23 protein-coding genes are annotated in these 24,083 nt (G+C 61.2%); 13 read left to right on the top strand and 10 right to left on the bottom strand.

The annotated features are described in order from the left end of the window. The 3 genes from hemX to hemC are packed head-to-tail and all read right to left on the bottom strand — an operon-like array spanning position 1 to position 2,826. Positions 1-1,125: a uroporphyrinogen-III C-methyltransferase gene (gene hemX / locus ACMGF7_RS07025; protein ID WP_420286405.1), complete on the bottom strand. Its 1,125-nt coding sequence runs from the start codon at positions 1,123-1,125 to the stop codon at positions 1-3. Between the two features lie 22 nt (positions 1,126-1,147). Next, a complete protein-coding gene (hemD, locus tag ACMGF7_RS07020; RefSeq protein ID WP_049241578.1) occupies positions 1,148-1,888 on the bottom strand; it encodes a uroporphyrinogen-III synthase in 741 nt (246 codons plus the stop codon). Beyond that, positions 1,885-2,826 (bottom strand): hydroxymethylbilane synthase, encoded by a 942-nt coding sequence (gene hemC / locus ACMGF7_RS07015; RefSeq protein ID WP_004934233.1) that lies wholly within the window; start codon positions 2,824-2,826, stop codon positions 1,885-1,887. The genes hemD and hemC overlap by 4 nt, the downstream gene beginning before the upstream one ends. 316 nt (positions 2,827-3,142) lie before the next feature. Between hemC and ACMGF7_RS07010 the strand changes: the two genes are divergently transcribed. After that, positions 3,143-5,695, top strand: coding sequence for a class I adenylate cyclase (locus ACMGF7_RS07010; RefSeq protein ID WP_004934235.1), 2,553 nt, complete (start codon positions 3,143-3,145; stop codon positions 5,693-5,695). A 36-nt stretch (positions 5,696-5,731) separates the two neighbouring features. Here the strand turns inward: ACMGF7_RS07010 and cyaY are convergent, their stop codons facing one another. Beyond that, positions 5,732-6,052 carry an iron donor protein CyaY gene (gene cyaY, locus ACMGF7_RS07005; RefSeq protein ID WP_004934237.1) on the bottom strand — a complete coding sequence of 107 codons (321 nt, stop codon included), beginning with the start codon at positions 6,050-6,052 and terminating at the stop codon, positions 5,732-5,734. 78 nt (positions 6,053-6,130) lie between these two features. Here cyaY and lptM point away from each other — a divergent pair, with 78 nt between their 5' ends. The 6 genes from lptM to uvrD all read left to right on the top strand — a co-directional run bounded on the left by lptM (position 6,131) and on the right by uvrD (position 11,808). Then, positions 6,131-6,337: an LPS translocon maturation chaperone LptM gene (gene lptM, locus ACMGF7_RS07000; RefSeq protein ID WP_004934241.1), complete on the top strand. Its 207-nt coding sequence runs from the start codon at positions 6,131-6,133 to the stop codon at positions 6,335-6,337. A 71-nt stretch (positions 6,338-6,408) separates the two neighbouring features. Beyond that, positions 6,409-7,233: a diaminopimelate epimerase gene (gene dapF, locus ACMGF7_RS06995; RefSeq protein ID WP_004934244.1), complete on the top strand. Its 825-nt coding sequence runs from the start codon at positions 6,409-6,411 to the stop codon at positions 7,231-7,233. Further along, positions 7,230-7,943: a DUF484 domain-containing protein gene (locus ACMGF7_RS06990; protein ID WP_004934247.1), complete on the top strand. Its 714-nt coding sequence runs from the start codon at positions 7,230-7,232 to the stop codon at positions 7,941-7,943. The genes dapF and ACMGF7_RS06990 overlap by 4 nt, the downstream gene beginning before the upstream one ends. After that, positions 7,940-8,851 carry a tyrosine recombinase XerC gene (gene xerC, locus ACMGF7_RS06985; protein ID WP_033654013.1) on the top strand — a complete coding sequence of 304 codons (912 nt, stop codon included), beginning with the start codon at positions 7,940-7,942 and terminating at the stop codon, positions 8,849-8,851. The genes ACMGF7_RS06990 and xerC overlap by 4 nt, the downstream gene beginning before the upstream one ends. Beyond that, positions 8,851-9,567 carry a 5-amino-6-(5-phospho-D-ribitylamino)uracil phosphatase YigB gene (gene yigB, locus ACMGF7_RS06980; protein WP_015376267.1) on the top strand — a complete coding sequence of 239 codons (717 nt, stop codon included), beginning with the start codon at positions 8,851-8,853 and terminating at the stop codon, positions 9,565-9,567. The genes xerC and yigB overlap by 1 nt, the downstream gene beginning before the upstream one ends. A 78-nt stretch (positions 9,568-9,645) precedes the next feature. Further along, on the top strand, positions 9,646-11,808 hold the full coding sequence (uvrD, locus tag ACMGF7_RS06975; protein WP_197800702.1) for a DNA helicase II: 2,163 nt from the start codon (positions 9,646-9,648) through the stop codon (positions 11,806-11,808). A gap of 43 nt (positions 11,809-11,851) precedes the next feature. On the opposite strand, the gene ACMGF7_RS06970 is transcribed toward uvrD, so the two are convergent. Continuing rightward, positions 11,852-12,325: a WbuC family cupin fold metalloprotein gene (locus ACMGF7_RS06970; RefSeq protein WP_085337579.1), complete on the bottom strand. Its 474-nt coding sequence runs from the start codon at positions 12,323-12,325 to the stop codon at positions 11,852-11,854. Between the two features lie 445 nt (positions 12,326-12,770). Here ACMGF7_RS06970 and corA point away from each other — a divergent pair, with 445 nt between their 5' ends. After that, complete coding sequence (corA, locus tag ACMGF7_RS06965; protein WP_004934262.1) at positions 12,771-13,721, top strand: magnesium/cobalt transporter CorA; 951 nt, start codon at positions 12,771-12,773, stop codon at positions 13,719-13,721. Between the two features lie 16 nt (positions 13,722-13,737). Here the strand turns inward: corA and rarD are convergent, their stop codons facing one another. Then, positions 13,738-14,625 (bottom strand): EamA family transporter RarD, encoded by an 888-nt coding sequence (gene rarD, locus ACMGF7_RS06960; protein WP_004934265.1) that lies wholly within the window; start codon positions 14,623-14,625, stop codon positions 13,738-13,740. Between the two features lie 66 nt (positions 14,626-14,691). Beyond that, positions 14,692-15,162 carry a thioesterase family protein gene (locus ACMGF7_RS06955; protein WP_004934267.1) on the bottom strand — a complete coding sequence of 157 codons (471 nt, stop codon included), beginning with the start codon at positions 15,160-15,162 and terminating at the stop codon, positions 14,692-14,694. 203 nt (positions 15,163-15,365) lie between these two features. On the opposite strand from ACMGF7_RS06955, the gene pldA reads away from it, so the two are divergent. The 3 genes from pldA to rhtC are packed head-to-tail and all read left to right on the top strand — an operon-like array spanning position 15,366 to position 18,753. Then, on the top strand, positions 15,366-16,244 hold the full coding sequence (pldA, locus tag ACMGF7_RS06950; protein ID WP_004934270.1) for a phospholipase A: 879 nt from the start codon (positions 15,366-15,368) through the stop codon (positions 16,242-16,244). Between the two features lie 43 nt (positions 16,245-16,287). After that, positions 16,288-18,120, top strand: coding sequence for an ATP-dependent DNA helicase RecQ (gene recQ / locus ACMGF7_RS06945; protein ID WP_028127631.1), 1,833 nt, complete (start codon positions 16,288-16,290; stop codon positions 18,118-18,120). Between the two features lie 12 nt (positions 18,121-18,132). Further along, the gene (rhtC, locus tag ACMGF7_RS06940) at positions 18,133-18,753 is read left to right on the top strand and encodes a threonine export protein RhtC (RefSeq protein ID WP_420286404.1); all 621 of its coding nucleotides are present in this window, start codon (positions 18,133-18,135) and stop codon (positions 18,751-18,753) included. 48 nt (positions 18,754-18,801) lie between these two features. Here the strand turns inward: rhtC and rhtB are convergent, their stop codons facing one another. After that, positions 18,802-19,422, bottom strand: a complete 621-nt coding sequence (gene rhtB, locus ACMGF7_RS06935) for a homoserine/homoserine lactone efflux protein (protein WP_004934282.1) — start codon at positions 19,420-19,422, stop codon at positions 18,802-18,804. Between the two features lie 147 nt (positions 19,423-19,569). On the opposite strand from rhtB, the gene pldB reads away from it, so the two are divergent. Further along, on the top strand, positions 19,570-20,613 hold the full coding sequence (gene pldB / locus ACMGF7_RS06930; RefSeq protein WP_164095909.1) for a lysophospholipase L2: 1,044 nt from the start codon (positions 19,570-19,572) through the stop codon (positions 20,611-20,613). 4 nt (positions 20,614-20,617) lie between these two features. Continuing rightward, on the top strand, positions 20,618-21,415 hold the full coding sequence (gene yigL, locus ACMGF7_RS06925) for a sugar/pyridoxal phosphate phosphatase YigL (RefSeq protein WP_004934290.1): 798 nt from the start codon (positions 20,618-20,620) through the stop codon (positions 21,413-21,415). Between the two features lie 43 nt (positions 21,416-21,458). Here the strand turns inward: yigL and glpQ are convergent, their stop codons facing one another. Both glpQ and glpT read right to left on the bottom strand, forming a co-directional pair. After that, positions 21,459-22,538, bottom strand: a complete 1,080-nt coding sequence (glpQ, locus tag ACMGF7_RS06920; protein WP_004934292.1) for a glycerophosphodiester phosphodiesterase — start codon at positions 22,536-22,538, stop codon at positions 21,459-21,461. Between the two features lie 82 nt (positions 22,539-22,620). Further along, a complete protein-coding gene (gene glpT / locus ACMGF7_RS06915) occupies positions 22,621-23,973 on the bottom strand; it encodes a glycerol-3-phosphate transporter (protein WP_049241587.1) in 1,353 nt (450 codons plus the stop codon). Between the last annotated feature and the right edge of the window lie 110 nt (positions 23,974-24,083).

Here is a 24,083-nt window from a genome sequence, read left to right as displayed (position 1 = left end):
TTAACCCTCCTGGTGAGCGGCAGGGGACTGGGTCATCAGGTTGCGCACCCGGGTCTGCATCACTTTTTCCAGCAGCGGCTGGCTCTTCAGCTGATCCGGCACATCCATCGAGATCGACTGTTGGCTCAGGTTATCCAGCTCTTCAAGGAAGGCCTTGGTCGCCGGGTCGGTGGTGTCGAAATAGGCGCGCACCCAGGTAGAGACGGTTTCCAGCGACTGCTTGTAGGTCTCGTTCTGATGGCGCGGGATGGCCTGTGCGGCCACCAGCAGGCGCGAACGAATGTTCTCGCGCAGGTAGATGTCCTGGTTCGGCGCCAGCAGCGGTTCGGCGCTGGTGTCGCGGCGGCGGATGGTGATGAAGTCGGTCATGAAATTGCGCCAGCTCTTGGCCAGGTTCTGCCGCCATTCGCCGATCGAGCCGGAGAGCTCGCTGCTGTTTTGATCCATCGGCGCTTCGTCGGTGTCGTTGTCCGCCAGGCGCAGGTTATCCACCTGATTGGACAGCTGATTGACCTTGAGGATGATGCCGTCGTAATCGACCTGGGTCAGCGTGGAAAGCGTGCTGATGTCTTCGGTAATGGCGCGGCGCACGTCGAGCAGGCTCGGATCGTTCATATCCGCCAGGCTGGCGTCGGCGCTTTTCAGCAGCGCGGCGGCGCTGGTCACATCCTGATCGCTCCACAGCTTGCGGCCGGCCATTTTCACCAGGAAATCGGCCTGCGCCAGCAGCCAGGTTTTGGCGTCGCTGCCGGAGATGGTCGCCACTTTTTCCTGCAGCTCGCTCAGTTGGCGCGCCAGATTCGCCTGCTCGCGATCGGCGGCGTCCAGGGTTTTACCCTGCTGCTGCAGCAGGCCTTCCAGCGCATTTCTTTCCTGCTGTTGGCTCTGCTTTACGCCTTCAAGCTGCTGTTGCAGCGCCTGATTGGCGGCGATCAGCTGTTGCACCTGCTTGTGCGTGTGGTAATAGCCGCCCGCGCCGAGGGCGATGACCAGCACGATAGCGATCGCGCCGAGCACCGGGCCGGTGTTCTTGCCTTTGCGGCTGGCAGCGGCTGGCTGCTGGGAGCTCTCAACCGCGGTGGTTGGCTCTTCAACCGGGGCGGATGGGGTATTTTGTTCCGTCATAGTGGCACATCCCATAGTCAGATTATTGTAGCGCGCGGATCAGCGCGTCATTATCGGCGTTGTCAGCTACCCGAATCGTACGCCAGCCCAAGTCCCGGGCGAGGGTAGCCAGGCGTTCGCTCACTACTACCAGGCGGCAACGCAGCAGCCATGAAGAACGATAGTAATCAGGAACTAAAGTATAGAGCTGTTGTAACATTTCACCGCTGGTCACCACCAGCGTATCCACACCGGCGCGCTGCCAGTGGGCGCTTTGCTCGCTGCCGTCATAGTGCACCGGGCTGCGTTGATAGCATTCATAATAGCTGACGTCGGCGCCGCGCTCGCTCAGCGTCGACCCCAACAGTTCGCGGCCGCCGTTGCCGCGCAAAATCAGCGCGCGTTTGCCCGCCAGCTTTTGCAGCGCCGGCAGCAGCAGCAGCGTTTCGCTGATCTCGCGTTCGCGCGGGTACTCCACCGGCAAACTGCTGATGCGGTGCAGCGCCAGCCCGGTGGTGCGGCCGATGGCGTAATAAGCCAGGTGAGCGGGCCAGCTCAGCCCGGCGCGGCCGATAACCGAATCGGCATAACTCACCGAATGCTGCGACAGCACGAACACCAGATCGCCGGCGCTAAGCTGCTGCAACGCCTGCGGCAGCTTCGGCAGATCGCCGCCGGGGGCGAAGTCGATCAGCGGTGCATGATAGGCAACCCGGCCGAGTGCGCGTAGCCGGCTCACTAACAGCTCCCCCGAAGGCGATGGGCGGGTTACCAGGATCGTCATGCCGGCGGATTTCCCTGATAAACCTCGCGCAGGATCTCGCGCGCGCCGCGCGCCAGCAGCTCTTCCGCCAGCTCAACGCCCATCCGTTCGGCTTCGGCGGCCGGGCCGCGGCGTTCGCCGCGCACCATCTGGCTGCCGTCCGGCGCGCCGACCAGGGCGCGCAGCCACAGGCTGTCGCCATCCAGTTCGGCATAACTGCCGATCGGCACCTGGCAGCCGCCTTCCAGGCGGGTATTCATCGCCCGCTCGGCGCGTACGCGGGTTTCGGTGGCCGCATGGTTCAGCGGCGCCAGCAGCGCGCGGGTGACGCTGTCGTCGAGACGGCATTCAATGCCGACCGCACCCTGGCCGACCGCCGGCAGACACTCTTCGGCGCTCAGCGGGCTGCGGATGCGTTGCTCCAGACCTAAACGCTTCAGGCCGGCCACCGCCAGGATAATCGCGTCGTAGTCGCCGTTGTCCAGCTTGGCCAGGCGAGTGCCGACGTTGCCGCGCAGGTCGCGCACGATCAGATCCGGGCGGCGTTCACGCAGCTGGCACTGGCGGCGTAGGCTGGAGGTGCCGACCACGCTGCCCTGCGGCAGCTGATCGAGCGAGGCGAAACGATTGGAAACAAAAGCGTCGCGCGGATCTTCGCGTTCGCAAATGGTGGTCAAACCGAGCCCGGCAGGGAAATCGACCGGCACGTCTTTCATCGAATGCACGGCGATGTCGGCGCGGCCTTCCAGCAGCGCCAGCTCGAGTTCTTTAACAAACAGGCCTTTACCGCCGACTTTCGCCAACGGCGTATCCAGAATAACGTCGCCGCGGGTGACCATCGGCACCAACTCGACCTGCAGGCCGGGATGGCAGGCCATCAGACGTTGCTGCACATAATGTGCTTGCCAAAGAGCAAGCGGGCTTTGTCGGGTGGCAATTCGAATAATTTTGTCTAACATGCTTGTTACCGTTTTTATATTTCGCCATCCATCCTACCACTGAGAGCCAATACTGTCAGTGCAAGAAGCCGGAGGCGGAAAAAGGACAACGGAATCAAAGGGACGTGTGATGTGCTTTGGGGCAGTTAACACTGCGGGTAAATCGTTTAGGGAAGCGCTACAATAATTGTGAAGCGTTACCTCCTTTACGGTCAATCAGCAAGGTGTTAAATTGATCACGTTTCCAGCAATAAGTCGCCAAATATTCTTCTTACACTAACGGCGCTTATGGAATACGGGTTTTTTTCTAAACACCGGGATAATCAGGCGAGACGTCTTGTACCTCTACATCGAGACATTGAAGCAGAGACTGGATGCGATCAATCAGCTACGCGTCGATCGCGCCCTGGCGGCTATGAAGCCCGCGTTTCAACGGGTATACAGTCTGCTGCCCACCTTACTGCACCACCACCACCCGCTGATGCCGGGTTACCTGAACGGTAACGTTCCCCACGGCATTTGCCTCTACACGCCTGATGAAACTCAACAAGAATACCTGAACGATTTAGAAGACAAATGGGGCAGCCCGTTTGACAAACCGGCCAGCGGCGAGCTGCCGATCACCGGCGTCTACTCGATGGGCAGCACCTCGTCTATCGGCCAAAGCTGCAGCTCGGATCTCGACATCTGGGTCTGCCACCAGTCCTGGCTGGACAACGAAGAACGCACCCGCCTGCAGCAAAAATGCAGCCTGCTTGAGAAGTGGGCCGCCTCGATGGGGGTGGAAGTCAGCTTCTTCCTGATCGATGAAAACCGTTTCCGCCATAATGAAAGCGGCAGCCTGGGCGGCGAAGATTGCGGCTCGACGCAGCACATCCTGTTGCTCGACGAATTCTATCGCACCGCGGTGCGCCTGGCCGGCAAACGCATCCTGTGGAACATGGTGCCGGGCGAAGAAGAAGCGCACTACGATGAATACGTGCTGTCGCTGTACGCGCAGGGCGCGCTGACGCCGAACGAGTGGCTGGATCTCGGCGGCCTGAGTTCGCTGTCGGCGGAAGAGTACTTTGGCGCCAGCCTGTGGCAACTGTATAAGAGCATCGATTCGCCTTACAAGGCGGTGCTGAAGACCCTGCTGCTGGAAGCCTATTCCTGGGAATACCCCAATACCCAACTGCTGGCGACGGACATCAAACACCGGCTGCATCAGGGCGAGATCGTCAGCTTCGGGCTCGACGCCTACTGCATGATGCTTGAGCGCGTGACCCGCTACCTGACCGACATCAACGACACCACCCGCCTCGATCTGGCCCGCCGCTGTTTTTACCTGAAAGTATGTGAAAAGCTGTCGCTGGCCAAGGCCTGCGTCGGCTGGCGGCGCGAGATCCTCAGCCAGCTGGTCAGCGAGTGGGGCTGGAGCGAAGAGCGTCTGGCGATGCTGGACAACCGCGCCAACTGGAAAATCGAGCGGGTGCGCGAAGCGCATAACGAACTGCTCGACGCGATGATGCAGAGCTACCGCAACCTGATCCGTTTCGCTCGCCGCAACAACCTCAGCGTCAGCGCCAGCCCGCAGGATATCGGCGTGCTGACCCGCAAACTGTATGCGGCGTTCGAAGCGCTGCCCGGCAAGGTGACGCTGGTGAACCCGCAGATTTCACCGGACCTGTCGGAAAACGATTTAACCTTTATTCACGTGCCGGTTGGCCGCGCCAACCGCACCGGCTGGTACCTGTACAATCAGGCGCCGGCCATGGATTCGATCGTCAGCCATCAGCCGCTGGAATATAACCGCTACCTGAACAAGCTGGTGGCCTGGGCCTATTTCAACGGCCTGCTGACGCCGCAGACCCGCCTGCACATCAAGAGCGGCAACCTGTGCGACACCGCCAAGCTGCAGGAGCTGGTGGCCGACGTTTCCCATCACTTCCCGCTGCGCCTGCCGGCGCCGACGCCGAAAGCGCTGTACAGCCCGTGCGAGATTCGCCATCTGGCGATCATCGTCAATCTGGAAAACGATCCGACCGCCGCCTTCCGCAATCAGGTGGTGCACTTCGATTTCCGCAAGCTGGACGTGTTCAGCTTCGGCCAGCAGCAGCAGTGTCTGGTGGGCAGCATCGATCTGCTGTACCGCAACTCCTGGAACGAGGTGCGCACCCTGCATTTCAGCGGTGAGCAGTCGGTGCTGGAAGCGCTGAAAACCATTCTCGGCAAAATGCATCAGGACGCCGCGCCGCCGGAATCGGTGGAAGTGTTCTGCTACAGCCAGCACCTGCGCGGCCTGATCCGCACCCGTATCCAGCAGTTGGTGTCGGAGTGCATCGAGCTGCGCCTGTCCAGTACCCGTTTGGAACCCGGCCGCTTCAAGGCGGTGCGCGTCGCCGGGCAGACCTGGGGGCTGTTCTTCGAGCGCTTGAGCGTATCGGTGCAAAAGCTGGAGAATGCGGTGGAGTTTTACGGCGCCATCTCCAACAACAAGCTGCATGGCCTGTCTATCAAGGTGGAAACCGATCAGGTGCATCTGCCGCCGGTGGTGGATGGCTTCGCCAGCGAGGGGATCATCCAGTTCTTCTTCGAAGACACCTCAGACGACAAGGGCTTCAACATCTATATTCTGGATGAGTCGAATCGGGTCGAGGTGTATCACCACTGCGAGGGCAGTAAAGAGGAGCTGGTGCGCGACGTTAGCCGCTTCTACTCCTCGTCGCACGATCGCTTCACTTACGGCTCCAGCTTCATCAACTTCAATCTGCCGCAGTTCTATCAGATTGTGCAGCTCGACGGGCGCACGCAGGTGATCCCGTTCCGCAGCAACGTGCTGTCCAGCCTGTGCGTGACGGTGGCCGACGGCGCCGCTCAGCCGCTGAAGCAGCAGTTCCAGCTGCATTGACGCCGCAAGGGCTCGGTTGCCGAGCCCTGATTAGCTTCAGGAAAAATGTAGTTCCTCGCCGGCCTGCGCGCTGGCCGCTTCGCTGAGCAGCTGATAAAACGGCTGCCCGCTGCGATCGCATAGCCAAACGCCGTCGCGGTAGTTGAAGTGGTAACCGCCGGCCTTGGTGGCGAGCCACACCTGGTGCAGCGGCTCCTGGCGGTTGATGACGATTTTGGTGCCGTTTTCGAAGCTCAGCGTCATCACGCCGCCATTGGTTTCGTAATCGATGTCCGCATCGCCGTCAAAATCGTCCAGTGTCTCTTCAATATTCAGCATCAGCTGGTCGGCCAACTGGTGAAACTCGCTGTCGTTCATATTCAATTCCTATTGCTTTTCATGATCCACCTGCGATTATAGAGACCTTGGACGCATGAATTACAGGCATTAATGCAAATGAAAAAACAACTACGCTATGCGCTGATGGCAGTTCTGGTTACCGGCCTCGCCGGCTGTGGTCTGAAAGGCCCGCTTTACTTCCCGCCTGCCGATCCCGCCAGCCAGAAACCGGCCAAGCCGCCGGTGCAAACGGGCGATCAGGTGCAAAAGAACCAGCAGGAGCAGTCTGGCTCTCAGCAAAAACCGTCGATGGTTGACCAGTAACACCCTGTTTGCGGTGGCGAGCGCCGCCGTAAAATCAAGACGGATAGCGCGTCCAGATAGCGGAGTATGATATGCAGTTCTCCAAAATGCACGGTCTGGGCAACGACTTTATGGTGGTCGATGCCGTTACACAGAATGTCTATTTTTCACCTGAGCTGATCCGCCGGCTGGCCGATCGGCACCTGGGCGTCGGCTTTGACCAGATGCTGGTGGTAGAACCGCCTTACGATCCCGAACTGGATTTTCACTACCGAATTTTTAACGCCGACGGCAGCGAAGTGGCGCAGTGCGGCAACGGCGCGCGTTGCTTCGCGCGTTTCGTGCGGCTGAAAGGGCTGACCAACAAACGTGACATCCGCGTCAGCACCCAAACCGGGCGCATGGTGCTCAGCGTCACCGACGACGATCTGGTGTGCGTCAACATGGGTGAGCCGAATTTCGACCCGCAGGCGGTGCCGTTCCGCGCCGCCAAGGCTGAAAAGACCTACATCATGCGCGCGGCGGAACATACCGTGTTGTGCGGCGTGGTGTCGATGGGCAACCCGCATTGTGTTTTGCAGGTGGACGACGTAAAAACCGCCAAGGTGGAGCTGCTCGGGCCGGTGCTGGAAGGGCATGAACGCTTCCCGGAACGGGCCAACATCGGCTTTATGCAGGTGGTCAGCCGCGATCACATCAAGCTGCGCGTTTATGAGCGCGGCGCCGGTGAAACGCAGGCCTGCGGCAGCGGCGCCTGTGCGGCGGTGGCTGTGGGGATCCAACAGGAATTGCTGTCAGAAGAAGTGCATGTAGAACTGCCGGGCGGCAGCCTGCATATTCGCTGGAAAGGGCCGGGCAACCCGCTGTTTATGACCGGTCCGGCAACCCATGTCTATGACGGATTTATTCATCTATGAAAAGCGTAGAAGAACAGAGCGTCGCCGGCCTGGCGCTGGATGACGACACCGTGATGCAGTACCTGCTGCAGAACCCGGATTTCTTTATTCGCAACGCGCGCCAGGTTGAGCAGATGCGCGTGCCGCACCCGGTGCGCGGCACCGTTTCGTTGGTGGAATGGCATCTGGCCCGCCAGCGCAATCACATCGAACGGCTGGAAGAAGAGATCACGCTGCTGATGGAGCAGGCCAGCGCTAACGAAGGGCTGTTCGCCCGGTTGCTGCACCTGCAGGCCGATTTGGCCACCGCCGACAGCTTGCAGGACATGCTCAACCGGCTGCAGCGCTGGGCGCGCGGCTTCGGTTTGGCCGGCGCCACGGTGCGCCTGTTCGCCGAGCGCTGGAATATCGGCGCGCCTTCCGATTTCACCCATCTGGCGCTGACGCGTTCGGCGTTCGAGCCGTTCCGCATCCAGCGGCTGGGCAGCGAACAACACTACCTCGGCGGCCTGAACGGCCCCGAACTGCTGCTGCTGTTGCCGCAGGCCAAACAGATCGGCCAGATTGGTTCGGTGGCGCTGTCGATGCTTGGCGACGACGGCGAGCTGGGCATGGTGATCTTCAGCAGCCGCGATACGCAACACTATCAGCAGGGCATGGGCACGGTGATGCTCAATCAACTGGCGCGCATGCTGCCGGAACTGCTGGAACGCTGGATCGAACGCGCATGACGCCGATTGCGCCCAGCCTGCAGCAGCCGGTGGACGCTTTTCTGCGTTATCTCAAGGTAGAACGGCAACTCAGCCCGCTGACGCAGCTCAGCTATTCGCGCCAGCTGGCGGCGCTGATGCGCCTGGCGCAGGAGATCGGCGTCACCGACTGGACGGCGCTGGATGCCGCCCGGGTGCGCATGCTGGCGGCGCGCAGCAAACGCGCCGGCCTGCAGTCCGCCAGCCTGGCGCTGCGGCTCTCTTCGTTGCGCAGTTTCCTCGACTGGCTGGTCAGCCAGGGCGTGCTGCACGCCAACCCGGCCAAAGGCATCCGCACGCCGCGCAGCGGTCGCCATCTGCCGAAAAACATCGACGTCGATGAAATGAACCAGCTGCTGGAGATCGATCTCAACGATCCGCTGGCGGTGCGGGATCGCGCCATGCTGGAGGTGATGTACGGCGCCGGCCTGCGTCTCTCCGAGCTGGTGGGGCTGGATTGCCGCCATGTCGATATGGCGGCCGGCGAGGTGTGGGTGATGGGGAAAGGCAGCAAAGAGCGTAAACTGCCGATCGGGCGCACCGCCGTCACCTGGCTGGAACACTGGCTGGCGATGCGCGATCTGTTCGGGCCGGAAGATGACGCGATGTTCCTGTCCAATCAGGGGCGGCGCATCTCGACGCGCAACGTGCAAAAGCGCTTCGCCGAATGGGGCGTGAAACAGGGCGTCAACAGCCATATTCACCCGCACAAACTGCGTCACTCCTTCGCGACCCACATGCTGGAGTCGAGCGGCGATCTGCGTGCGGTGCAGGAGCTGCTCGGCCACGCCAACCTGACCACCACGCAAATTTATACCCACCTCGACTTTCAACATCTGGCGAACGTGTACGATGCCGCGCATCCGCGCGCCAAACGGGGGAAATCCTGATGCATTTTTATCGCCCGCTGCGCCCGCTGGCGGCGCTGACTTTCGATCTGGACGACACGCTGTATGACAACCGTCCGGTGATCCGGCAAACCGAGCAGCAGTCGGTGGCCTTCCTGCAGAGCTACCATCCCGGCCTGAACAGTTTCCAGTCGGCGGATTTCCACCGCCTGCGCCAGGAGCTGCGCGAGCAGGATCCGGAGATCTACCACGACGTCACTCAGTGGCGCTGGCGCGCCATTCATCTGGCGCTGAGCCGGCAGGGGCTGCGCGACGCCGAAGCCGCGATCGGAGCCGATGCGGCGATGCAAAACTTCGCGCTGTGGCGCAGCCGCATCGAGGTGCCGGAAGCGACCCACGCCACGCTGAAGGCGCTGGCCGCGCGCTACCCGCTGGTGGCGATCACCAACGGCAACGCCGATCCGGCGCAGTGCGGCCTGGACGGTTACTTCCAGTTCGTGTTGCGATCCGGGCCGGACGGGCGCGCCAAGCCGTATCAGGACATGTATCACCTGGCCGTCGAACGGCTGGGCGTGGCGCCCGGGCAGATCCTGCACGTGGGCGACGATCTGACTACCGACGTCGCCGGCGCGCTGCGCGCGGGGCTGCAGGCCTGTTGGATCAACGATCGGCAACGCTGCCTGATGCAGGCCGCCGACAGCCGCCTGCTGCCGCATATTGAGATTTCGCAGTTGGCATCGCTGACAGCATTGTTATAATCCCTGCCAGAACTCTGTATAAATTTCCAGTGAAAAACCCGTCACCGGCGGGTTTTCCCTTAACCATTAGTGGTGCCTATGGACGTCTCCGATCTGCTCGACAGCCTGAATGAAAAACAACGTGAAGCCGTGGCGGCGCCGCGCAGCAACCTGTTGGTTCTGGCCGGGGCGGGCAGCGGCAAGACGCGGGTGCTGGTGCATCGCATCGCCTGGCTGCTGTCGGTGGAGAACTGCTCGCCGTATTCGATCATGGCGGTGACCTTCACCAACAAGGCGGCGGCGGAAATGCGTCACCGAATCGAACATCTGATCGGCACCAGCCAGGGCGGCATGTGGATCGGCACCTTCCACGGCCTGGCGCATCGTCTGTTGCGCGCCCATCACCTGGAGGCCAACCTGCCGCAGGATTTCCAGATCCTCGACAGCGACGACCAGCTGCGGCTGCTCAAGCGCATCATCAAGGCGCTGAACGTCGACGAGAAGCAGTGGCCGCCGCGTCAGGCGATGTGGTACATCAACGGCAAGAAAGACGAGGGCCTGCGCCCGCAGCACGTCGAAACCTACAACAACCCGGTGGAGGCCACCTGGCTGCGCATCTACCAGGCCTATCAGGAAGCCTGCGATCGCGCGGGGCTGATGGATTTCGCCGAGCTGCTGCTGCGCGCGCATGAGCTGTGGCTGAACAAGCCGCATATCCTCAATCACTACCGCGAGCGTTTCACCAACGTGCTGGTGGACGAATTCCAGGATACTAACAGCATCCAGTACGCCTGGATCCGCCTGCTGGCGGGCGGCAACAGCAGCGTGATGATCGTCGGCGACGATGACCAGTCAATCTACGGTTGGCGCGGCGCGCAGGTGGAAAACATCCAGCGTTTCCTGAAGGATTTCCCCGGCGCGGAAACCATCCGTCTGGAGCAGAACTACCGTTCCACCAGCAACATCCTGAAAGCGGCCAACACCCTGATCGCCAACAACGACGGGCGCATGGGCAAAAACCTGTGGACCGAAGGCGGTGAAGGCGAGCCGATTTCCCTCTACTGCGCCTTCAACGAACTCGACGAAGCGCGCTTCGTGGTCAACCGCATCAAGACCTGGCAAGACAACGGCGGCGCGCTGAACGATTGCGCCATCCTGTACCGCAGCAACGCCCAGTCGCGGGTGCTGGAAGAGGCGCTGTTGCAGACGGCGATGCCGTACCGCATCTACGGCGGCCAGCGCTTCTTCGAACGCCAGGAAATCAAGGATGCGCTGGCTTACCTGCGCCTCATTTCCAACCGCAACGACGACGCAGCCTTCGAGCGCGTGGTCAATACCCCGACGCGCGGCATCGGCGATCGCACCCTCGACGTGGTGCGCCAGGCGGCGCGCGATCGCCAGCTGACGCTGTGGCAGGCGACGCGCGAGCTGATGCAGGACAAGGTGTTGGCCGGCCGCGCCGCGTCGGCGCTGCAGCGTTTCATCGAACTGGTGGAATCGCTGGCGCATGAAACCGCCGACATGCCGCTGCATGTGCAGACCGACCGGGTGATCCGCGACTCCGGGCTGTTCATCATGTATGAACAGGAGAAGGGCGAGAAGGGGCAGGCGCGTATCGAAAACCTCGAGGAACTGGTGACGGCGACGCGTCAGTTCAGCTATCAGGACGAAGATCAGGATCTGATGCCGCTGCAGGCGTTCCTGTCGCATGCGGCGCTGGAAGCGGGCGAAGGCCAGGCCGACGCCTATCAGGACGCGGTGCAGCTGATGACTCTGCACTCGGCCAAGGGGCTGGAGTTCCCGCTGGTGTTTATCGTCGGCATGGAAGAGGGCATGTTCCCGAGCCAGATGTCGCTGGATGAAGGCGGCCGTCTGGAGGAGGAGCGCCGTCTGGCCTATGTGGGCGTAACGCGCGCCATGCAGAAGCTGACGCTGACCTATGCCGAAACGCGCCGTCTGTACGGCAAAGAGGTTTACCATCGGCCGTCGCGCTTTATCGGCGAACTGCCGGAGGAGTGCGTGGAAGAAGTGCGCCTGCGCGCCAGCGTATCGCGCCCGGTCAATCACCGCCGCATGGGCACGCCGATCAGCGAGAACGATACCGGCTATAAGCTGGGCCAGCGCGTGCGCCATCCCAAGTTTGGCGAAGGCACCATCGTCAATCTGGAGGGCAGCGGCGAGCACAGCCGGCTGCAGATCGCCTTCCCGGGCGAGGGCATCAAATGGCTGGTGGCGGCCTACGCGCGTTTGGAAACGGTCTAACGAGAGAGGCGTTGCAGGGGCAAGCCCCTGCAATCGTTCACCATCAGTGAGGGTAGCGGTCGCCGACCTGTGCGGTGGCGTACCAGCGCATCACCGCTTCGGTGCCTTCGCCGCCTTCCTGCGGCGCCCACGGCATGCAGTCTTCTTCGGTCAGCGCCTGATACGGCCCCCGCTTCACTTCGAACACCACGCCGCCGGCATCGACCGACAGCACCGCATGCCAGGTAAAGGCCGGCATCTCCAGCACTTTGGTTTCTTCGCCGAGCAGGGTGCGCTGCGTCACGACACCGTCATCGTTGAACTGTAACACGACGAAACGGCCGCGCAGCGGCGTCAGCAGCTCCCAGGTTTGCGGGTGGCGGTGCGGGCGGATATAGGTGCCGGGTTCCATGGCGATCGCCAGGCGTTGCACCGGGTCGCTCAGCTCTTCGTGTAAGGTGCGGTGCGCGCGCAGGCGGGCCACGCTGGCGGCCTGTTCGCTCATCGCGGTCAGTTCATGGGCGGTAATCTGTTTCATCGTTTAAATCCGCATGCTTGTCGTACCATTAGGGTGATGTCATCTTAGCAACATTCTGGGAGGTGGTAAGCGATCGCCGCGACTTTTTCAGTACGGTTTAAGCGCCATTTCTGCCATTGATCATCGTGATGATTTGTTGCGCAATTATCCCGCCTAACGTGTTGACAGGCTTTTTCTTCTCGGCGTAACATGCGCGCACTATTATCATTGAGGACAGACGCCTTGGACACACCCAGTAGATACTGGCTCACTGACCTGCGCCGCAGGTATAACTTCTAAGGCTCTCCGTTTTTGCTGATAGCCTTCGTGGTTGTCGGCGACCCCGCAAAGCGTCGCTATGAGTCAGATCTCTTCATGGTCTGAAACAAATCGGTGATACGCATCCCCTCTGTTTCTGTGCTTCAACGCGTTGTCCGCACCCGTTACCTTCACGGAGTTTTGGCACATGCTGAGCGCTTTTAAATTAGATAACCGCCGCTTGTCCCGTCTGGAACTGGACGACTCGGATGATCTCACGTCATCGCTGTGGGTTGATCTGGTCGAGCCGGAAGAGGGCGAGCGTGAGCGCGTGCAGAATGAGCTGGGACAAAGCCTGGCGACGCGTCCCGAACTGGACGACATCGAAGCCTCCGCCCGTTTCTTCGAAGACGAAGACGGTCTGCATATCCACTCCTTCTTCTATTTTGAAGATGCGGAAGATCACGCCGGCAACTCCACGGTGGCCTTCACCATCCGCGACGGTCGCCTGTACACCCTGCGTGAGCGTGAACTGCCGGCGTTTCGCCTGTACCGCATGCGCGCCCGCAACCAGACCATGCTCGAAGGCAACGCCTACGAACTGCTGCTGGATCTGTTCGAAACCAAGATTGAACAGCTGGCGGACGAGATAGAGAACATCTACAGCGATCTGGAACAGCTTAGCCGGGTGATCATGGAAGGGCATCAGGGCGACGAATACGACGCCGCGCTGTCGACGCTGGCGGAGCTGGAAGATATCGGCTGGAAGGTGCGTTTGTGTCTGATGGATACCCAGCGCGCGCTCAACTTCCTGGTGCGCAAGGCGCGTTTGCCGACCGGCCAGCTGGAGCAGGCGCGTGAAGTGCTGCGCGATATCGAATCCCTGCTGCCGCACAACGAATCGCTGTTCCAGAAGGTGAACTTCCTGATGCAGGCGGCGATGGGTTTCATCAACATCGAACAGAACCGTATCATCAAGATCTTCTCGGTGGTGTCGGTGGTGTTCCTGCCGCCTACGCTGGTGGCCTCCAGCTACGGCATGAACTTTGAATTCATGCCGGAACTGAAATGGTCGTTCGGCTACCCGGGCGCCATCACCTTGATGATCCTGGCGGGCCTGGCCCCTTACCTGTACTTCAAGCGCAAGAACTGGCTGTAACTCGGCGGCGCCGGGCTCAACGCAGCTTGCGCTGGGTATAGAGCGCGTCGAGGGTGAACAGGATCAGCGCCGCCCAGATAAAGCCGAAGGTCACCAGTTTGTCCTGGCCGACGGTCTCGCCGTAGAAGGTGACCGCCAGCAGGAACATCAGCGTCGGGCCGAGATACTGGAAGAAACCGAGCGTCGACAGGCGCAGCCGGGTAGCCGCCGCGGTGAAGCACAGCAGCGGCACGGTGGTGACGATGCCGGCGGCGACCAGCAGCAGATTCAGCGACCACGGGTTGGCGCTCAGGTGGCTGGTGGGGCTGTCGGCGAACAGGAACAGGTAGCCCGCCGCCACCGGCAGCAGCCACAGCGTTTCAATCAGCATGCCGGTCTGCGCGTCGATGGCGATTTTCTTGCGCAGCAGGCCGTAGAAGGCGAAGCTGAACGCCAGGCCCAGACCGATGATCGGCAATGAGCCGAACTGCCAGAGCTGCACCAGCACCCCGGTGAACGCCAGCGCCACCGCCACCCACTGCATGCGGCGGAAACGTTCGCCGAGAAACAGCATCCCCAACAGCACGTTAACCAGCGGGTTGATGAAGTAGCCCAGGCTGGCTTCCAGCATATGGTGATTGTTCACCGCCCAGATGAACAGCAGCCAGTTGCCGCCGATCAACAGCGCGGTGACCGCCAGCAACAGCAGCCGTTTGCGGTTTTGGCAGGCGGCGCGCACTTTCGGCCAGTTGCGGCCCAGCGTGATCAGCGCCAGCATGAAGAAAAACGACCAGATGATCCGGTGGGTGAGGATCTCGTCCGCGGATACTTGCTGGATCAGTTTGAAATAGGCCGGGGCGATGCCCCACATAAAATAGGCGGCCAGGGCGAAGAAAATGCCCTGACGCGTTTGCTTTGCGTCCATGACGTCACTCTGGTGGGGAACGTAAGATGCGGTGAGTGTACTGAAGTCGCTCACCGCACACAATCATCAGCCGACCAGATAGGTGGCGGTAGCGGTGGCGATATGCAGGCCGTCGTGGTTATGCAGTTCTACGCGCGCGACGGCGACCTTGTTGCCGCTGCGCAGCACGCTGGCGGAGGCGACGAAGTGTTCGCCGCGGCCGGGGCGCAGATAGTCGACGCGCAGATCGATGGTGCCCATGCGCGACAGTTTGGCGGCGATCTCCTCTTCGATCAGCGGTTCCATGCGCGTCAGCACGCCGCCGGCGCAGGCCAGCCCGGCGGCGACGTCGAGCACCGCGGCGATCACGCCGCCATGCAGAATTTCCTGCGCGGCGTTGCCCACCAGCTTGCGCTGGTTGGTGAAGCTCAGCTCGACGTAGTCATCGTCGAAGCGGCGCAGCTCCAGGCCAAGCTCGCGGTTGAACGGCATGTGGTAGACAAAGATTTCGCCGATCTTGCGGCGGGCGGCTTCCAGGGTCAGAGCAGTGGTCGACATAGCGGGGTTCCGTTTTTCTTTTGCGTTTTAAGGGAGCTAACTGGTCAGTCCAGGTTAATGGAATGTTGATTTTATGCTTAACCTTTGTTGCTTTCCAGACTATTCCAATAAAACCGGACCGCGCTGCGGTAAATCCTCCTTTGTGTGTAAAATGGCCTGATTTTTTCCGGGCTTGCCCTTTTTCGTTGGAGTAAGGAGAGGTTATGCGCATTTTGTCAGGGATCGTTTCCGCCACGCTGCTGATGCCGGCGCTGGCATTGGCTGAGGAAGCCAAAGAGCAGCAGATTCACGATAAGCCGGCGGTGCGCGGCAGCATTATCGCCAACCTGCTGCAGGAGCACGATAATCCATTCACGCTGTATCCTTACGATCCCAATTACCTGCTGTACACCGACACCAGCGATATCAACAAAGAAGCCATCAAGACGTACAACTGGGCCGACAAGGCGCGCAAGGACGAGGTGAAATACCAGCTTAGCCTGGCATTTCCGCTGTGGCGGGGCATTGCCGGCGACAACTCGGTGCTCGGCGCGTCTTATACTCAGCGCTCCTGGTGGCAATTGTCCAACCGCGGCGAGTCTTCGCCGTTCCGCGAGACCAACTACGAGCCGCAGCTGTTCGTGGGGTGGGCGACCGATTACCGCTTTGCCGGCTGGACGCTGCGCGATGTGGAAATCGGCGTTAACCATCAGTCTAACGGCCGCTCGGATCCGACGTCGCGCAGCTGGAATCGCGGCTATGCGCGGCTGATGGCGCAAAACGGCAATTGGCAGGTGGATCTCAAGCCCTGGTTCCGCTTCTCGGAGAGCTCGAGCAACGACGACAACCCGGACATCACCAAATACATGGGATACTACCGGTTGAAGGTCGGTTACGCCTGGGGCGACAGCGTGTTCAGCGTCGACAGCCACTACAACTGGAACAGCGGCTACGGCGGCGCGGAACTGGGCTGGAGCTACCCGATCACCCGCAACGTGCGATTCTATACCCAGGTGTTCAGCGGCTACGGCGAATCGCTGATCGACTACAACTTCCGGCAGACACGGGTGGGCGTTGGTGTCATGCTGAACGATATTATGTAATCATACCCGGTGGGTGTGTACCGATGAAAAAATGGGGAAGTGTGTGTCAACCGCAGCAGTGATTAACAGAGAGTTGCTGGCCGAGCAGGTATTGCGCGATACCTTCGGCTACCAGCAATTCCGTCCGGGCCAACAAACGATTATCAATGCCGCGATCGGCGGGCAGGATTGCCTGGTGGTGATGCCGACCGGCGGCGGCAAGTCGTTGTGCTACCAAATCCCGGCGCTGGTGATGGACGGCCTGACCCTGGTGGTTTCCCCGCTTATCTCGCTGATGAAGGACCAGGTCGACCAACTGTTGGCCTACGGCGTTTCCGCCGCCTGCTACAACTCGACGCAAACCCGCGAGGAGCAGTTGGACGTCATGGCCGGCTGCCGCAACGGCACCATCAAGATGCTGTACATCGCGCCGGAACGGCTGATGATGGAAAGCTTCCTCAACCTGCTCGATCACTGCCCGCCGGCGATGCTGGCGGTGGATGAGGCGCACTGCATCTCGCAGTGGGGCCATGACTTCCGGCCGGAATATCGCGCGCTGGGCCAGCTGAAACAGCGCTTCCCGGCGATGCCGGTGATCGCGTTGACCGCCACCGCCGACGAAGCCACGCGCGGCGATATCGTGCGCCTGCTGTCGCTGCAGGATCCGCTGGTGCAGGTCAGCAGCTTCGACCGGCCGAACATCCGCTACACGCTGGTGGAAAAATTCAAACCGCTCGATCAGCTGTGGCGCTTCGTGCAGGATCAGCGCGGCAAGAGCGGCATTATCTATTGCAACAGCCGCGCCAAGGTGGAAGACACCGCCGCGCGCCTGCAAAGCCGCGGGCTGAGCGTCGGCGCCTACCACGCCGGGCTGGACAACGAGCGCCGCGCCCAGGTGCAGGAAGCGTTCCAGCGTGACGATCTGCAGGTGGTGGTGGCCACCGTCGCCTTCGGCATGGGCATCAACAAACCCAACGTGCGTTTCGTGGTGCATTTCGACATCCCGCGCAATATCGAATCCTATTATCAGGAGACCGGCCGCGCCGGGCGCGACGGCCTGCCGGCCGAAGCCATCCTGCTGTACGATCCGGCCGATATGGCCTGGCTGCGCCGCTGCCTGGAGGAGAAACCCGCCGGGCAACAGCTGGACATCGAGCGCCACAAGCTGAATGCCATGGGGGCGTTCGCCGAGGCGCAAACCTGCCGCCGCCTGGTGCTGCTCAACTACTTTGGCGAAGGCAAGCACGAGAACTGCGGCAACTGCGATATCTGCCTCGATCCGCCCAAGCGCTACGACGGGCTGGAGGACGCGCGCAAGGCGCTGTCCTGCGTGTATCGCGTCGGCCAGCGCTTTGGCCTCGGGTACATCGTGGAAGTGCTGCGCGGCTCCAACAACCAGCGTATCCGCGAATATGGCCACGACAAGCTGCCGGTGTACGGCATCGGCCGCGATCAGACCACCGAACACTGGACCAGCGTGCTGCGTCAGCTGATCCACCTGGGTTTTATCACCCAGAACATCGCCATGCACTCGGCGCTGCAATTGACCGAGGCGGCGCGCCCGGTGTTGCGCGGCGAGGTGGCGCTGCAGCTGGCGGTGCCGCGCATTCAGAGCCTGAAGTCGCGCAGCAGCGCCAACCAGAAATCCTACGGCGGCAATTACGATCGCAAGCTGTTCGCCAAGCTGCGCAAACTGCGCAAGTCGATCGCCGACGAAGAAAACATTCCTCCCTACGTGGTGTTCAACGACGCCACGCTGCTGGAAATGGCCGAACAGATGCCGATCAAGGCCGGCGATCTGCTGAGCGTCAACGGCGTCGGCCAGCGCAAACTGGAGCGTTTCGGCGCGCCCTTTATGGCGATGATCCGCGACCATCTCGACAATGACGAAGACTGAGGGCGATAAATCATGCTAATGCTGTTTCTCACCGTGGCGCTGGTGCATCTGATTGCGCTGATGAGCCCGGGGCCGGACTTCTTTTTCGTGTCGCAAACCGCCGCCAGCCGTTCGCGCCGCGAGGCGATGATGGGCGTGGTCGGCATTTCGCTCGGCATCGTGGTGTGGGCCGGCGTGGCGTTGATGGGGCTGCACCTGATCCTGCAGAAGATGGCCTGGCTGCATCAGATCATCATGGTCGGCGGCGGGATGTACCTGTGCTGGATGGGGTGGCAACTGCTGCGTTCCGCGCGGGCGCAGCAAGCGCAGCCGGCAGCGGAGGCCCAGGTGGCGTTGCCCAAGGCCGGGCGCAGCTTTATTCGCGGCTTCCTGACCAATCTGTCCAACCCGAAAGCGGTGATCTATTTCGGCAGCGTGTTCTCGCTGTTCGTCGGCGACAGCGTTGGCGCCGGAGCGCGCTGGGGGCTGTTCTTGCTGATCGTCGCCGAGACCTTCGTCTGGTTCAGCCTGGTGGCGGTGGTGTTTGCGCTGCCGGCGATGCGCCGCTGCTATCAGCGGTTGGCCAAGTGGATCGACGGGGTGGCGGGCGTGCTGTTCACCGGCTTCGGGTTACACCTGATCTTTACCCGCTGATCGGCGGTGACATGCCCAAGGCCGAGCAGCGATGCCCGGCCTTTTTTGTCAGGCTTTGCGGGCAGTCGCCAGCAGCCCCGCCACCAGAATGAACAGCGAACCGAACAGTCGGTTGAGCAACTGCATCTGGCGCGGCGTTCTCAGCCAGCCGGCGATGCGCGTCGCCAAAGTGGCGTAACCGATCATCACCAGAATATCCACCACCACGGTGGTGACGCCGAGCACCAGATACTGCTCGGCCTGCGGCTGATTGGGCAAGATGAACTGCGGGAACAGTGCGGCGAGGAACACGATGCTTTTCGGGTTGGTCAGGTTGACCAGCACCGCGCGGCGGAACAGACGGCGGCGCGGCATGCTGCCCGCCAGCGCATGCAGATCCAGCGCGCCGGCGGCGCGCCACTGCTGGATGCCGAGCCACACCAGGTAGGCGGCGCCCAACCATTTCAACAGTTCGAACGCCAGCAGCGATTGCGATATCAGCGCGCCGAGACCGATGCCCACCAGCACGATGTGCGCGCTCAGCCCGACCTGCAGCCCGGCTATCGAGGCGGCGGCGCCGCGATAGCCGTGGCTGATGCCGGTGCTCATGGTATTGATGGCGCCTGAGCCGGGGGAAAGGCTCAGGATAAGCGTGGTCAGCAGATAGGTTAACCACCAGTCCAAGGTCATGGTGCTTCGGCTCCCTGAAAGTGTCGTTTTGTGCCACAATGCGCCGAGGCGGCGCTGTTTTTGTCAGAATTGAATCACAATACGCTAGTATGATTTCTTGTGCCAGCGGTCACATTTTCCGCCGGCCCCACAGGGAAAACGCTCTCGATGACCTCGTTCACTCTCAGCTCCGATGACTGGTTAACGCGTGAAACGCAGTTCGCTGCCTTCGCCACCGGGCCGCTGCTGGATTTCTGGCGGCAGCGCGAAGAAGGCGAATTCAGCGGCGTGGACGGCGTGCCGATCCGCTTTGTGCGCTTCAGTTCTGCGCGGCATCAGCGAGTGGTGGTGGTCAGCCCCGGCCGCATCGAAAGCTACGTGAAATACCCTGAGGTGGCCTACGATCTGTTCCACTGCGGCTACGACGTGGTGATCGTCGATCATCGCGGCCAGGGGCGTTCCGGGCGTTTACTGGCGGATACGCACCGCGGTCATGTGGTAAACTTCGCCGACTACGTGGACGATTTCGAACAGCTGTGGCTGCGCGAGGTCGAATCGCACGGTTATCGGCAGCGCTTCGCGCTGGCGCATTCGATGGGCGGCGCGATCCTGGCGCAGTTTCTGCAGCGCCGGCCGCAGGCGTTCGACGCGGCGGCGTTTTGCGCGCCGATGTTCGGCATCCGGCTGCCGATGCCGGGTTGGCTGGCCGATCGCATTCTCGACTGGGCGGAGACCCGCCCGGCGATCCGCGACTATTACGCGGTGGGCACCGGCCAGTGGCGTCCGCTGCCCTATGTGGTCAACGTGTTGACCCATAGCCGCGAGCGTTACCGGCGCAGCCTGCGTTATTATGCCGATTACCCCGAGCTGCAGGTGGGCGGGCCGACCTACCATTGGGTGCGGGAGAGCATCCGCGCCGGCCGGCAGATTATCGCGCAGGCCGGGAAGATTGCCACGCCGCTGTTGCTTTTGCAGGCCGGTGAAGAACGGGTAGTCGACAACCGTTCGCACCAGGCTTTTTGTCAGGCTCTGTCAGACGCGGGGCGCCCTTGCGAAGGGGGGCTCCCGTGGGTTATCAACGGCGCACGCCATGAGATCCTGTTCGAGCGGGACGCGCTGCGCGCCGAAGCACTGAACGCAATTCTGCGCTTCTTTGCTCAACACTTAGGCGGCGTGCTGCTGCCGACAACTCCATCAGAGGTTAGAACATAACGCTATGTATCACGTCGTCGCTTCCGATTTAGATGGCACGCTGCTGTCTCCCGACCATACCCTGTCGCCGTACGCTAAAGAAACGCTGAAGTTGCTGACTCAGCGCGGCGTGCATTTCGTGTTCGCCACCGGCCGCCACCATATCGACGTGGCGCAGATCCGCGACAGCCTGGAGATCAGCGCCTTTATGATCACTTCCAACGGCGCACGGGTGCACAACACCGCCGGCGAACTGATTTTCAGCCACAACCTGGACGGGGATATCGCCCGCGATCTGTACGGCATGCTGCACGACGATCCGGATATCACCACCAACGTCTACCGTAACGACGATTGGTTTACCAACCGCGAAAGCCCGGAGCAGGAAGAGTTCTTCCAGGAGTCGGTGTTCAAATATCAGCTGTTTGAGCCGGGCCTGCTGGAAACCGACGGCGTCTGCAAGGTTTACTTCACCTGTGAAGATCACGAGCGGTTGCTGCAGGTGGAAGACGCCATCAACGCGCGCTGGGGCGATCGGGTCAACGTCAGCTTCTCGTTCCCTACCTGCCTGGAAGTGATGGCGGGCGGCGTGTCGAAAGGGCATGCGCTGGAAGAAGTGGCCAAGATCATCGGCTATACGCTGCAAGAGTGCATCGCCTTCGGCGACGGCATGAACGATCTGGAGATGTTGTCGATGGCCGGCAAGGGCTGCATCATGCGCGACGCGCATCAGCGCCTGAAGGACATGCTGCCGGAGCTGGAAGTGATCGGCTCCAACGTCGATAACGCGGTGCCGCACTACCTGCGCAAGATGTTCCTCTGAAATAACCATTAAATAATAAGGGCGCCTCGCGGCGCCCTTGGCATTACTTGTGCTGGCCCTGCTTCTGCAGGAACTGCACGCCCTTGTCCGGGAAGTCGGTGAACACGCCGTCGACGCCGGCCTGGTTGTAAATCACGTCATACAGCTGGTTCACGTCGGTCACGTACTTCGGCAGCGCATCGGCGCGGATGGTGAACGGATGCACCGCCAGCTTGCTGGCGTGCGCTTCTTTCACCATGTCGGTCAGCACGATGTGGCCCGGCTTGGATTTTTCCGCCACCACCAGCATGTGGTAGTCCGGCCCGATGCCGTCGGCATACTGAGCGATTTTCTTCATCGCGCCCGGTTTGAACATCCAGTCGTAGTCGTATTCCACCCACTTGCCGTCGGCTTTCTGCTCATAGGTTTCCTGCCAGTCGTTATAGGCGATCAGCTGTACCAGCTTCAGATCCATGCCCAGCTTCGGCTCCAGCTCGTTCTTGATGCGCTTGAGCTCGTTGGCGTCGAAGCACTGCAGGTAGACGTTGTCGTTCTTGCCGGTGTAGCCGTACTGCTTGAGCACCGCCAGCACTTTGCTGGAGATGTCTTTGCCTTCCTGTTTGTGGAACCACGGCGCCTTGATTTCAGGGTAGATGCCGATGTTCTTGCCGGTCGAATGGTTCAGACCCTGCACGAACTCGATCTCTTCCTGGAAGGTGTGCACGCGGAAGTCGGATTTGCCCATCGGGAAGCGGCCAGGGTAGCCCTGCACCTTCTTGCCGTTTTCGATTTCAAAGCCTTCGGTGAACTTCAGCGATTTGATCTCCGCAAGCGTAAAGTCGATGGCGTAATAACGGCCGTCTTTACGCGCGCGGTCCGGGAAGCGTTCGGCGACGTCGGTGACGCGATCGAGGTAATGGTCGTGCAGCACCACCAGCTCGTTGTCCTTGGTCATCACCAGATCTTGTTCGAGGTAATCGGCGCCCTGCGCGTAGGCCATCGCTTTCGCCGGCAGAGTGTGTTCCGGCAGGTAGCCGCTGGCGCCGCGGTGGGCGATCACCACTTTGTCCGCCGCCTGCGCGGCGCTGACCATCGAGGTGGCGAGAATGATCCCTGTCAGCAGGGCTTTGACTTGAGTCCGCATTCCGTTTTCTCCGTGTTGTTGGGGGCAGGGTAGTAAAAAGGCCGCAGGGCGGCCTTTAAATCATGCAAAAGTCGTGTGACGCTTAACCGCGCTTGGCGGCGATTTCCGCGTGGTGTTTCTTTTCGTTCAGCATGGTCAGCAGCAGCAGGATAACCGCCAGCACGCCGCCGCCGATCATCACCATGAAGCCGCCGTCCCAACCGAAGAAGTCCACGGTGTAACCGACGATGGCGCTGGCCGCGACCGAGCCGCCCAGGTAGCCGAACAGGCCGGTGAAGCCCGCGGCGGTGCCGGCGGCTTTCTTCGGCGCCAGCTCCAGCGCGTGCAGGCCGATCAGCATCACCGGGCCGTAGATCAGGAAGCCGATGACCAGCATACAGATCATGTCCACGGTCGGGTTGCCGGCCGGGTTCATCCAGAACACCACGGTGGCGATGGTCACCAGCGTCATGAAGAACACGCCGGTGGCGCCGCGGTTGCCTTTGAACACTTTGTCCGACATCCAGCCGCACAGCAGAGTGCCCGGGATACCGGCGTATTCATACAGGAAGTAGGCCCAGGAAGACTTGTCCAGCGCGAAGTGCTTCACTTCTTTCAGGTAGGTCGGCGACCAGTCCAGAATGCCGTAACGCAGCAGGTAGACGAACACGTTGGCGACCGCGATGTACCACAGCAGCTTGTTTGGCAGGATGTACTGCATGAAGATCTGCTTGGCGGTCAGCTCTTCTTCGTCTTTTTCGCTGTAGTCGTCCGGATAGTCGTTTTTGTACTCTTCAATCGGCGGCAGGCCGCAGGATTGCGGGGTGTCGCGCATCAGGGCGAAGGCGATCAGGGCCACCAGGATGGCGCCGAAGGCCGGCATGTACAGCGCCGCGTGCCAGTCGTTGAACCAGGCCATGCCCAGCAGGAACAGCAGCGGCGGCAGGCCGCCACCCACGTTGTGGGCGCAGTTCCAGATGGAGACGATGCCGCCGCGTTCTTTCTGCGACCACCAGTGCACCATGGTACGGCCGCACGGCGGCCAACCCATGCCCTGGAACCAGCCGCACAGGAACAGCAGGACGAACATGATGGCGATGCTGGAAGTGGCCCACGGCACGAAGCCCATGAACAACATCACCGCCGCCGCCAGGATCAGGCCGGCAGGCAGGAACACTCGCGGGTTGGAACGGTCGGAGACCGAACCCATGATGAATTTGGAGAAGCCGTAGGCGATGGAGATGCCCGACAGCGCGAAGCCGAGGTCGCCGCGGCTGAAGCCTTGTTCGATCAGGTAAGGCATGGCCAGGGTGAAGTTCTTACGCACCAGATAGTAAGCGGCGTAACCGAAGAAGATCCCCAGGAAAATTTGCCAGCGCAGCTTACGGTAGAGCGGGTCTACCTTATCGCTCGGCACACGGGCGATGTGTGCGGCCGGCTTAAAAATACTCAACATGAGCGCCTCCGATGGCTTTATCTGTTATCACATCAATATGACCTTTTACGTTCATTTGATGATTGAGCGGATATCGAATGTGGTGTTTTTGTGTTCCATAACGAGCGCCA

This window comes from Serratia sp. BNK-17, assembly GCF_048684935.1.
GTDB lineage: Bacteria > Pseudomonadota > Gammaproteobacteria > Enterobacterales > Enterobacteriaceae > Serratia > Serratia nematodiphila.
This window is presented reverse-complemented; position numbering and strand designations above follow the sequence as displayed.